The sequence below is a fragment of the Wenjunlia tyrosinilytica genome (assembly GCF_014646055.1).
Taxonomy (GTDB): Bacteria; Actinomycetota; Actinomycetes; order Streptomycetales; family Streptomycetaceae; genus Wenjunlia; species Wenjunlia tyrosinilytica.
Map to the genome: position 1 here is coordinate 19,155 of NZ_BMMS01000049.1, position 11,102 is coordinate 30,256.

An 11,102-nucleotide genomic window follows, 5' to 3' on the forward strand; every position below is an offset into this window, starting at 1 on the left:
CGATGACAGCCCGCGCTGGAGGTCGCGCGCTCCCGTCCCACCGGGTCCGAGGACCGTGGAGATCACCCTCGAACCCGACGGCGACGGGACGCGACAGTCCCGGTCCGCCGGTCAGGGCTCGACCACGATCTTGCGGCCCTCCCCGGCCCGGAAGCGGGCGATGGCCTCGGGGTACTGCTCGAGCGGCAGCCGGTGGCTGATGAACGTTCCCGGGTCGAGGACACCGGCCGCGAACAGGTCGGCCGCCCGCTCGTAGCTGTGCAGAACGGCCATGGAGCCGGTGATGGTGATCTCCTGGTTGTAGATCCGGTACGGCTCGATGGTCGCCGTCGCGGCGTAGTCCGAGACACCGAACTGCAGGAATGTGCCCGCCTTGGCGACGCGGCCGAGGCCGTCCTGGATGGCCGCCTGGTTTCCGGTGGCGTCGATCACGACGTCCCAGCCGCACGGCTTGTCCAGTTCCCACGCCGAGCGGGCGGCACGGGAGCAGCCCAGCGTCCGGGCCGTGGCGAGCCGCTCGGCGTTGATGTCGACCACATCGACGCTCGCGGCGCCCGTGCGCTTGGCCAGCTCCAGCATCATCAGCCCCATGGTGCCGCTGCCGTAGATCAGCACCTCTGATCCGAGGCGGCTGCCGAGGACGTCGTAGCCGCGCACGGCGCAGGACAGCGGCTCGATCAGCGCGGCGTCGGCCGTGTCCACGTGGTCCGGCAGGCGGACGCAGTTGGCCACGGGTGCCACGGCGTACTCGGCGGCCCCGCCCGACACGGTGACTCCGATGGCCGCCCAGCGGTCGCACAGGTTGTTGCGGCCCCTCCGGCAGTAGCGGCACTCGTGGCAGTACAGGGAGGGGTCGACGGCCACCCGGTCACCCACCGCCAGCTCGGTCACCTCGCTGCCGATGCCGACCACCTCACCGGCGAACTCGTGTCCCGGTACCACCGGCAGCGTGGGCGCGAACTCGCCCTGCAGGATGTGCAGATCCGTCCCGCACAGCCCGCAGGCCGCGACGTCCACGACGACCTCCCGGGGACCCGGAGCGGGGTCGGGCACGGTGGTGACGCTGACCTTGCCCGGGGCTTCGATGACGGCGGCCCTCATTTGACTGCTCCTAGGGACAGGCCCTGGACCAGCTTGTCCTGGGCGGCGAAGCCGGCGGCGAGCACCGGCAGGGAGATCACGACGGACGCGGCGCAGACCTTGGCCAGGAACAGGCCCTGACTCGTGATGAAGCTCGTCAGGAACACGGGGGCGGTCTGCGCGGTCACTCCGGTGAGCACCCGGGCGAAGAGCATCTCGTTCCAGCTGAAGATGAAGCAGATCAGCGCCGTGGCCGCCAGACCGGGCCCGGCGACGGGGGCGACGACCCGGGCGAGGATCGACGGCAGGCGGGCGCCGTCGATCTGCGCCGCCTCGATGATGGAGACCGGGATGTCGGCGAGGAAGGACTGCATCATCCACACCGCGATCGGCAGGTTCATCGAGGTGTAGAGGATGACGAGCAGCCAGATGTTGTCGAGCATGCCGCTGTTCTTGGCGATCAGGTAGATCGGCAGCAGCCCGGCCACGGCGGGCAGCATCTTGGTGGACAGGAAGAAGAACAGCACATCGGTCCATTTGCGGACCCGCCGGATCGACAGCGCGTAGGCCGCCGGGAGCGCCAACAGCAGGACGAAGAGCGTGGAGAACGTACTGGCGGTGAAGGAGTTGATCAACGCCGGCCAGGGACCGGTCCCGGCGGCCGAGTCGAAGAACTCCCGGTAGGCGTCCAGCGTGAGCCCGGCGCCCAGCGAGGGCGGGTTGGTGGCGGCGTCGGACTCGCTGTGCAGCGAGGTCAGCACCATCCAGGCGACGGGGAGGAAGAAGGCCAGCCCTGCCAGCCAGGCGAGCAGGCCCAGGGCCAGACCGCGGCGGCGCGCGGCACGTGCCGCACGGTGCGGGGCGACGGTGTGCACGGTCATGCCCGCGACACCTCCTGACGGAAGAGGGAGGAGACGACACGCAGGGCGAAGGTCGCCAGCACAATCGATCCGATCACCACGAGCACCCCGGCCGCGGAGGCCTGGCCGTACTCATGGGCCTGGTAGAAGGTCTGGTAGATCGTGTAGGGGAGGTTGGCGGTGCCGAGGCCGCCGGAGGTGATGGTGAACACCGCGTCGAAGTTCTGGACGATGTAGATCGAACCCAGCAGCACCCCGAGCTCCAGATATCGCCGCAGGTGCGGGAGGGTCAGATAGCGGAAGATCTGCCAGGTGCCGGCGCCGTCGAGGCGCGCGGCCTCGACCATCTCCAGCGGCCGGCTCTGCAGCCCGGCGAGCAGGATGAGCATCATGAACGGGGTCCACTGCCACACCAGCGCCGCCTCCACCGCGATCAGCGGCATGGACGAGATCCAGTCCGGCTGGGGAGGACGGTCGATGCCCACCAGGTCCGCCGTCCAGCTGAGACCGCCGTTGAACAGCCCGTACTCGGGGTTGTAGAGGGCGTGCTTCCACAGCAGGGCGGCGGCCACGGGAACGAGCAGGAACGGGGCGATCAGCATGGTGCGCACCAGCCCCCTGCCGATGAACGCGCGGTCCAGCAGGAGGGCGAGCCCCAGCCCCAGCAGAAGGCTGACCAGCACCGTGGAGGCGGTGAGGACGGCGGTGGTGCCCACCGAGTCCCGCAGCTGGGGATCGGTGGCGACCGATGTGTAGTTCGACAGGCCGGTGAACCGGCGCTCGTCCGGATACAGGGCGTTCCAGTCGAAGAGGGAGATGACCAGGGTGGCCACGAAGGGCAGCTGTGTCACCGCGATCAGGAAGACGAGCGCGGGCAGCAGCGGGGCACGGGTGGCCCAGGCCCGGGCTCGGCGCCACTTCGCCCGGGACGAGGGGGCCGGAGCCGGGGGGCCGGTGCGGTCGGGCCGCACGGTCGTGGGCGCGCTCATCGGCCGCGGTACTCCTTGGCGACCTTCTCGGCGAGCGCCTGCGACTTGTTCAGTGCCTGGTCGACGCTCTGGCGCCCGGCGATGGCGGCGCTGATCTCCTGCGAGACCTTGGTGCCCAGGTCGGAGAACTCGGGGATGTCGACGAACTGGATGCCGATCGTCGGACGCGGCTGCACACCCGGGTTACGGGGGTCGGCGCCGGTGATGGACCGCTTGGTGACCTCGTGGAACGCCGCTGCGGCCTTGCGGTAGTCGGCGTTGCCGTACGTCGAGGCCCGCTTGCCCGCCGGGACGTTCTCCCAGCCGATCTTCTCGCCGACGAGGGCCTCGTACTTCTTGCTCGACGCCCAGGAGATGAACTTCCACGCGTTGTCCGGGTGCTTGGACGCCTTCTGCACACCCCAGGCCCAGGTGTAGAGCCAGCCGGAGCTGGGGGTCTTGTCCACCGGCGCCTGGACGTACCCGATCCTGTCCTTGACGGGGGACTTCGCCGACTCCAGGGACCCGGCGGCGGCCGTGGCGTCGTACCACATGGCGACCTTGCCCTGAGCGAGGTTGTTCAGGCACTCGGCGTACCCGGACTGCGCGGCGCCCGCCTCGCCGTGCCGGCGCACCAGGTCGACATAGAACTTCGTCGCCTTCTTGAACTCCGGCGCGGTCAGGCGCGCCTGCCAGTCCTTGGTGAACCAGGTGCCGCCAAAGGTGTTGACCACGGTGGTCAGGGGCGCGATGACCTCTCCCCACCCGGGCTGGCCGCGCAGGCAGATGCCCTTCATCCCCGGCTTGGCGCCGTCCGCCTTGGCCGCCAGATCCGCCACCTGCTGCCAGGTGGGGGAGTCGGACATCTTCAGGCCCTTCTCGGCGAAGACGTCCTTGCGGTACATGAGGAAGGACGACTCCCCGTAGAACGGCTGGCCGTAGAGCTTTCCGTCCTCGGCGGTGAGGGACTCGCGCATCGGCGCGAGGATGTCGCCCTGGTCGAACGCCTTGTCCTTGGCGACATAGGAGTCCAGGGGGTGCAGCCAGCGGTTCTTGGCGAAGAACGGGATCTCGAAGTTGCTGATCGTGGCCACGTCGTACTGCCCGGCCTGGTTGGAGAAGTCCTGGCTGATCTTGTCGCGGACGTCGTTCTCCGGCAGGACGGTGAAGTTGACCTTGATGCCGGTCTCCTTGGTGAAGTGGTCGGCGGTCAGCTTCTGCAACTCGATCATCTGAGGGTTGTTGACCATCAGGACATTGACCGTCTCGCCGCCGCCGGAGGAGGCGGTGCCGCCCGCTCCACTGCACGCCGCAAGCAGGGCCGCGGCGGCCCCCGCGGCGGCGACGGCCTGCGCGGTGTGCCGGCTTCTTCTGTTTCCTCTGTATGCCATGGCGGGTGTCCCATCTGTTGCGGCTCCGGGCGGCGGCGCCGGGAGCCGGGCGGTCGGTTTTCGGGTGCGTGGAACCCACCCGTCGGCGTCGACGGGAGAAGAGGAGGTGCGGGTGAAGTTGTTCAGGGGCGCGGTTGCGCAGGGGCGGCGCCGGTCACACCCGGATCACCTGGGGTCCCAGGAGGGAGTAGCGGTGGGCCTCGGCGACGGGCAGGCCGGTGTCGGTGACGATCGCCTCGACGTCGGCCACCTCCGCGAACCGGCAGAAGCTGGCCGCACCGAACTTGGTGTGCACTCCGGCGAAGACACGGCGCCGGGCCACCCGCATCACCTTTGCCTTCACCTCGCTGACGGCGGGGTCCGGGGTGGTCAGTCCGTGCTCGCGGGAGATGCCGTTGGCGCCGATGAACGCCAGGTCGATCACGAAGCCGCCGAGCATGGCCGTGGCCCAGTGGTCGACCGTCGCCAGGGTGCCGCCCCTGACCCGGCCGCCGAGCAGCAGCACGGTCATCCCGGGGGAGGCGGCCAGCACTCCGGCGGCCGCCAGTGAGGCGGTGACCACGGTCAGCTTCCGGTTGCGCGGCAGGGCCTCGGCTATCAACTGGGGAGTGAACCCCTCGTCGATGAACACCGCCTCGGCGTCACCGAGAAGGTCCGCCGCGGCGGACGCGATCCTCCTTTTCTCCGGGACGTTCATCGTCGTGCGGAAGGCGAGGGTCGTCTCGAACCCCGCGCTCTCGACCGGGTAGGCGCCTCCGTGTGTGCGGCGCACCAGACCGTGGTCCTCAAGAACCCGAAGGTCGCGGCGCACCGTCTCCTTCGCCACGTCCAGCTCGCCGGACAGCTCGGCGACATTCACCGAGCCCGCGCGCCGCGCGATTCCGAGGATCCGGCGTTGGCGTTCCTCCGCGCCCACGGGCACCTCATTTCCTGTCCACGCGTTTCGACCCGCATATGCCCGTTCGGGCCGATGAGCACAGTTGTACAGCCGTCGCAGCCGACTGAACAGATCTGTTTCATGAGTGGTTGCGCCTGGGTCCGACCGCCCGCCACACAGCATTGCCGCAGTTCACATCGGTTGTGGGCGGCTTCCGGGGCTTGCGGGCGCCCGATTGCCCGGTGCTCGGGCCCGTTTGGCGCCCGGTGACCGTTCGGGCGGTCCGCGCTACTGCGGGCGGGCGGGAGCGGGGTCCGGCACGGCCGACGCGTGGGCGGCCGAGTCCAGCAGCGCGGTCACGGTCGTGGCCATGTGGCGGTGGGCGGGCGCACGTCGAGGCCGGGGGTGCGCCGGCGGTCCGGTCCGAGCCTCAGTGTGCGGCGTTGCCCGCCTCGATCCCGGCGTCGATCTCCTTGGCGGCGCGGTGCAGTGACTCCGGAGGGGCCTCTCCTGCCCAGATGGAGGCGAACGCCTTCCGGAACGCCTTGGTGACCGACGCATAGCTGGGACTGGCGGGGCGGGTGACTCCGGTGCAGTCGGAGGTGATGAGATCCTCCTCCCCGCACAGTCCGTCGAGTTGGCGCGTGAGGAGGTTGAGAGGTCCACCGGGACCGTACGTTGTCGACTTCTCCAGAGCCGTGGTGGTTCCGGGGATGCCGCCCGTGGCCCGTGAGGTCTCCAGCAGTTGCTCGTCCTCCATCAGGAAGGCCAGGAATTCGGCCGCGGCGTCCTTGTTGCCGGAGGCACGGCTGATGCCCCAACTCCATGTACCGGACGACGTCCTGCTGCCGGCGCCGAAGTCGGGCAGGGGCAGGACGACCAGATTCCCGCCCAGGACCTTGGAGAAGGAGGGGTACTGCCACTGTCCGTTCCACGACAGTGCCGTCGTGCCCTGGGTGAAGCTGCTCGTGTCGGTGAGTTCGACGAAGGGCTTCCACTCCTGGATGTGCTCCATCGCCCGTGCTACCTCACGCCTGTCGATCGCCCCGACCGCCGTCGGCTCGCCATGACGGTCGATCAGATCGCCGCCTGCCGACCACACCATGGGACTGAAAGCGAACGTCAGCCATTCGCCGTCACCATTGGACCGGCCCAAATCGAGAACGTGTCCGTCCTTGTCGTGCTCCGCCAGTGTGCGCAGCGCCGCGTCGAACTCCGCCGCTGTCCATGACTGCCCCGGCCGGCTGGGGTAATGGACATGCGCGGCGTCGAGCCGTGCCTTGTTCGCGTACAGCAGCACGGTGGAGCCATAGGCGCCCACCGCGTAGAGATGCCCGTCGCTGATGCCGCGGTCGCCAATTCCCGGCAGGAGATCGGCCTGGAGCGACGGAGGCAGCAACTGCTCGAGCGGGGCCAGTTTGTTCCGCCGTACATGGCCGCTGATGAACGGGTCCTCGATATCGACCAGGTCGGGAAGGCGGTGATTGGCCGCCGCGGCCACCACCCTCTCGTTGTAGTTCTTCTCCTTGTCAGCCGTGGGGAAAGCGATGTCCACCCGGATTCCCGACCGACTGCGGTTGAACTTCGCGACCTGTGCTCGCAGAACCGAACTCTCGGGTCCGGGGCCCGCATGGGACCACACGGTGATCACGCGGGCGGGTTTCGGACCCCCGCTGTCGTCCGGTGCCAGGGAGAGGATTCCTGCCGTCGCCGATACGAAGGCTACTGCGGCGATGGTCAGGGCCCGAGGGGAGATCATGTGGTTGTTTTCCTTAGTACGTGAACACGAGGGCATGTGAAATGTCGCGAGAAATGGCACGAGAAAAGGGCACGAGAAAGGGCACGAGAAAGGCAGTGGGCAAGGGGCCGCGCAAAGGGAACGGGGCTCTACTGGAGCCGGGCGTCCGCGGTTTTGGCGTCGCGGACCCGATAGGTCGCCAGGCCCCACTGCAGATCCGCGACCAGTTCCAGCCCGCAGTCGGCGAAGGCGGGCAGCAGCCGCTGGATCCGGGCCTTGAGGGCCCGCAGCGTCAGGGGGAGGCTGGGTGTCCCCAGGAGCAGCCTGAGGCGGTGGCAGCAGATGGGCGCCTGCGCCCTGCTGATCACATCGAACAGGAGCCGCTGGCTCGCGGAGGTGCCCGCGCACCACCGGGTGGGTGACGCGGGGATGCACCGCCTCAGATCGGCGTAGATGCGCCCGGCCAACTCGGCGGCCGGGGCATGCCGGTCAAGGACGTCGAGGGCACCCGCACCGAAGGCCGTGAGCGCGTCGCGTCCGTCGGGCCGCAGAACAGCCACCGGGGCGATCAGGGAGGCGGCCCGGACGAGGCCGGCCAACTCCTCGTCACCGGACCTGGGCAGATCGAGCAGGAGCATCGCCGGCCTGCGCTCCAGCACGGAGGCGCAGGCGGTCTCGCTTCCCCAACGCACCGCGGCACCGAGGGTGAGCCCGGCCCGCTCGAGCCGGTGAGCCAGCCCGGCGTCGAACGTCTCCTCCACTGACATGGCGATGGACAGTTGAGCGGGGACCAGTTGGTGCCGATATACGCGCTCTGTCGTCTGGTGCGACATCGCTGTGCCCCTCCTGTGCTTCGTGCTTGGCGCTGTGCGCTGGGGGCCATGTGCTGGGGGCCATGGGGTTCGCCGCCTCGAGTGGGACGGACGGTGGGGAGGACCGAGGTTGAAGTACCGGGGAAATGACCAGACATCGCCCCCGCGGGGCCAATCGGTCTTGCGTCACGTGTCACATTGCAACTGAATGGTGGGGCGGCGACGCACAGGTTGCCGCGGGTCTCGACCGAGGTGGTGGAGAAGGCGTGACGAGTGCCGAGTTCGTGGAAGTGCAGTCGGCCATAGGCAGATTGCGCGAGTGCGTGGAATCGCTGAGGACGGCCGAGGGCGACTCGCTGTGGATTCGCAGACTCCTGAACGACGTCGACCGGCTGGAGCTGGACGGGGAGGACGCGGTACTCCATGTGGCGTCGAGACTCCGTGCACCCGTGGCAGCGCCGGGATCGGCTGTGGAAGTCGCCGTTGTCCCGGACGACCCCTACGACCGTGTGCTCTGGCAGGGAGCGGACGACGAGGGAATCGGGGGGTACCAACGTCAGCACTACTGAAGGTCCTTGCGGTGAGGGCGCAGGACCCGGCCTCGGCGGAGGCGAGGTTACTTCTTGACGAACTCGGGCAGCACGCGGGGCGGCCAGTTGCCGACTGTCAGGATGCCTTTGGAGTAGGCACGGGAGACGAGGGCGGCACGGTTGGGCGCCTTGAGTCGACGCAGCATCAGGCCTACGTGGTACTCGACTCCTTGGCGGCTGAGGTAGAGACGGGCGGCGAGTTGGACGGTCGAGGTGCCGGTGGCGACGCCCTCCAGGATGCGGGCATCGAGGGGAGTCAGCAGCGGCTTGGGCAGGCAGGCGGCGTCCTGGTTGTCGGGCGCCTCCTCATCCGGGCTGACCATCACGACGATGCCGGTCAGGCCGTCGCCCTCTCCGCAGACGGCCACACCGGTCATCTCCGCGGAGAAGACCCGGTCCGCCACCGGCATGGCGACCACTCGCTCCACGAACCGGGCGCGCTGGCCGTCCGACAGTCGGGTGAAGTGCCGGGGCAGGACGCTCCTGGCACTGGGGTGCAGGAAGTCGTAGATGCTGCGTCCGCAAATATCTGTGGACGAACGGGCGAACTGCCGGAAAAAATCCGCATTCGCCGCGGCGATATTGAGAGAAGGGTCGAGGCTGGCCATGCACGTGACCCGACCGGAGTGCCGCTGCCTGTATTCCGGGTGACCGATCCCTGCCTGAGGTGAGGCGAAGGCGCGGGCAGCGGAGCGGGCAGGAGCGTCGGCGGATTCGATCATAAGAGGTGCACACTTTCTCTGGCGTCGGAACAAACACGGGGGATTCAGGTCCTGCGGCTCAAGTGCGCCTGCTAGGGCTTCTGGTTCCGAGATGTGACTGTTTCTGACCGCTTCTGGCTTGGCTCGGGGCGAGCGTAGGCACGGGGGATCTTGAGCGTCAACGATGGGTTGCCTGGTGGGCGAAACACTGTGGTAGGTCGCCCCCTCGGTTCGGTCGGCCGGTTTACCCCCTGGTCAGCGGTACGGTCGCGTGCCGAGCCCCGTCGTGCCGTCACGTGCCAGAGCCGGCGGGCGGCTGGACGTGCCCGTGTCGTGTGTCCGAAACCCCTTGTTCAGGCAGCTGTACCCATGGGTTCACCGACCGGAACGACCTTTAGGGGCCGCCCTAGTCGCGGCGGCCCTAGCGTCGGAAGGCCTCGCCGCTCAGCGATCTCCGTCTGCCCCCATGCCCTGATGGGAACGCGGAGCGGTGAGGCACTCCCTACCCCACGTCTGCGGTCCCCGCGGCCGGTGAAGCTGGTGGAGCCAATGAACGAGTCAGGACGCGGAATGCGCGAGCTCAGCGTTGCAGCCCATCGCCCCATCGCCGTCATCGGTATGTCGTGCCGCCTCCCCGGAGCGCCCGACCCCGCCGCCTTCTGGCAGCTCCTGCGCGAAGGCGTCAGCGGCATCCGGGACATCCCCGAGGACCGTGGGGACACATGGGAGACCTGGGATCCCGACCGAACGGGACACAGCCGCCGGGGCGGATACCTGGACCACGTCGACCGCTTCGACCCCGGCTTCTTCGGGATCTCCCCCCGTGAGGCCGACGGCATGGACCCCCAGCAGCGCCTGGCCCTCGAACTCGCGTGGGAGGCGATGGAGAACGCCCGCATCGTCCCCGAGCGGCTCGTCGGCAGCGCGACCGCAGTCTACGTCGGGGCCGCACACGACGACTACGCCACCCTCCTCCACCGACAGGGCCCCGACGCGGTCTCACACCACTCGATGACGGGCACTCACCGCAGCCTCGTCGCCAACCGGCTCTCCTACTCGTTCGGCCTGCGCGGCCCCAGCCTCACCCTCGACTCCGCCCAGTCCTCCGCGCTCGTGGCCGTCCACCTCGCCTGCGAATGCCTGCGCAGCGGTGACAGCGACCTCGCCATCGCGGGCGGGATCAACCTCCATCTGGTCCCCGAGAGCACCCTGTACGCCGAGAGGTTCGGGGCGCTGTCCCCCGACAGCCTCTGCTACACCTTCGACGAGCGGGCCAACGGCTACGTCCGGGGAGAGGGCGGCGCGTTCATCGTGCTCAAGCCCTTGGACCGGGCACTCGCCGACGGTGATCCGGTGCACTGCGTCATCCGCGGCAGCGCAGTGAACAACGACGGAGGAGGGGACACCCTCACCGCCCCCGACGCCCGGGCGCAGGAGGAGGTGGTACGGCGCGCCCACCGCCGCGCCGGGACCGCACCGCGCGACGTCCAGTACGTCGAACTGCACGGTACCGGCACCCCTGTCGGCGACCCGATCGAGGCCGCTGCCCTCGGCGCCGCACTCGGCCGGGACAGGGACCCGGACGAGCCACTGCTGGTCGGCTCCGCCAAGACCAATGTGGGACATCTCGAAGGCGCCGCCGGCATTGTCGGTTTGCTGAAGACAGCGCTGGCCATCGAGCATCGTGAGCTGCCGCCGAGCCTCAACCATGAGACCCCCAACCCGAGGATCCCCTTCGACGAGCTGCGCCTGCGGGTGCACAGCGGACTCGGCTCGTGGCCGCGCCCCGACGCTCCGCTCGTCGCCGGTGTCAGCTCGTTCGGCATGGGCGGTACCAACTGCCATGTCGTCCTGGAGGAGGCACCCGGCGCCGTCCCGGAGCCGGCACATGAGAACCACGGCCCGGAGCCGGTGACGTCGCGGGCGCCCCTTGTCTCCGGTGCGGTGCCGTGGGTGGTCTCCGGGCGCGGCGGGCAGGCCCTGGCGGGTCAGGCTCAGCGCCTGGGCGCGTTTGCAGGGGCACGGGCCGGGTTGCGTCCGGTGGATGTGGCGTGGTCGTTGGTGCGGTCGCGTTCGGTGTTCGAG

The 11,102-nt window shown here is 69.1% G+C and carries 10 protein-coding genes; 2 read left to right on the top strand and 8 right to left on the bottom strand.

From position 1 onward, the window contains the following. Positions 1-111: 111 nt before the first annotated feature. The 7 genes from IEY86_RS33105 to IEY86_RS33135 all read right to left on the bottom strand — a co-directional run bounded on the left by IEY86_RS33105 (position 112) and on the right by IEY86_RS33135 (position 7,681). Complete coding sequence (locus IEY86_RS33105) at positions 112-1,101, bottom strand: zinc-dependent alcohol dehydrogenase family protein (RefSeq protein ID WP_189135606.1); 990 nt, start codon at positions 1,099-1,101, stop codon at positions 112-114. Beyond that, a complete protein-coding gene (locus tag IEY86_RS33110) occupies positions 1,098-1,961 on the bottom strand; it encodes a carbohydrate ABC transporter permease (RefSeq protein ID WP_189135607.1) in 864 nt (287 codons plus the stop codon). Before IEY86_RS33110 ends, IEY86_RS33105 begins: the two co-directional genes overlap by 4 nt. Beyond that, positions 1,958-2,929, bottom strand: coding sequence for a carbohydrate ABC transporter permease (locus IEY86_RS33115; RefSeq protein WP_189135608.1), 972 nt, complete (start codon positions 2,927-2,929; stop codon positions 1,958-1,960). The genes IEY86_RS33110 and IEY86_RS33115 overlap by 4 nt, the downstream gene beginning before the upstream one ends. Next, complete coding sequence (locus IEY86_RS33120; RefSeq protein ID WP_189135609.1) at positions 2,926-4,299, bottom strand: ABC transporter substrate-binding protein; 1,374 nt, start codon at positions 4,297-4,299, stop codon at positions 2,926-2,928. The genes IEY86_RS33115 and IEY86_RS33120 overlap by 4 nt, the downstream gene beginning before the upstream one ends. 154 nt (positions 4,300-4,453) lie before the next feature. Then, a complete protein-coding gene (locus IEY86_RS33125) occupies positions 4,454-5,215 on the bottom strand; it encodes a DeoR/GlpR family DNA-binding transcription regulator (RefSeq protein WP_229698983.1) in 762 nt (253 codons plus the stop codon). Between the two features lie 391 nt (positions 5,216-5,606). After that, entirely contained in the window at positions 5,607-6,971 is a 1,365-nt protein-coding gene (locus tag IEY86_RS33130; protein WP_308425197.1) for an ABC transporter substrate-binding protein, read from the bottom strand. 92 nt (positions 6,972-7,063) lie between these two features. After that, on the bottom strand, positions 7,064-7,681 hold the full coding sequence (locus tag IEY86_RS33135; protein WP_189135612.1) for a response regulator transcription factor: 618 nt from the start codon (positions 7,679-7,681) through the stop codon (positions 7,064-7,066). Between the two features lie 311 nt (positions 7,682-7,992). Between IEY86_RS33135 and IEY86_RS33140 the strand changes: the two genes are divergently transcribed. After that, positions 7,993-8,295, top strand: a complete 303-nt coding sequence (locus IEY86_RS33140; protein WP_189135613.1) for an Rv0250c family protein — start codon at positions 7,993-7,995, stop codon at positions 8,293-8,295. A 47-nt stretch (positions 8,296-8,342) separates the two neighbouring features. Here IEY86_RS33140 and IEY86_RS33145 read toward each other — a convergent pair whose 3' ends face one another. After that, positions 8,343-8,924, bottom strand: coding sequence for a helix-turn-helix transcriptional regulator (locus tag IEY86_RS33145; protein WP_189135614.1), 582 nt, complete (start codon positions 8,922-8,924; stop codon positions 8,343-8,345). Between the two features lie 642 nt (positions 8,925-9,566). Between IEY86_RS33145 and IEY86_RS33150 the strand changes: the two genes are divergently transcribed. After that, positions 9,567-11,102 (top strand): type I polyketide synthase (locus IEY86_RS33150; RefSeq protein ID WP_229698984.1); only part of this gene is annotated, 1,536 nt, incomplete at its 3' end.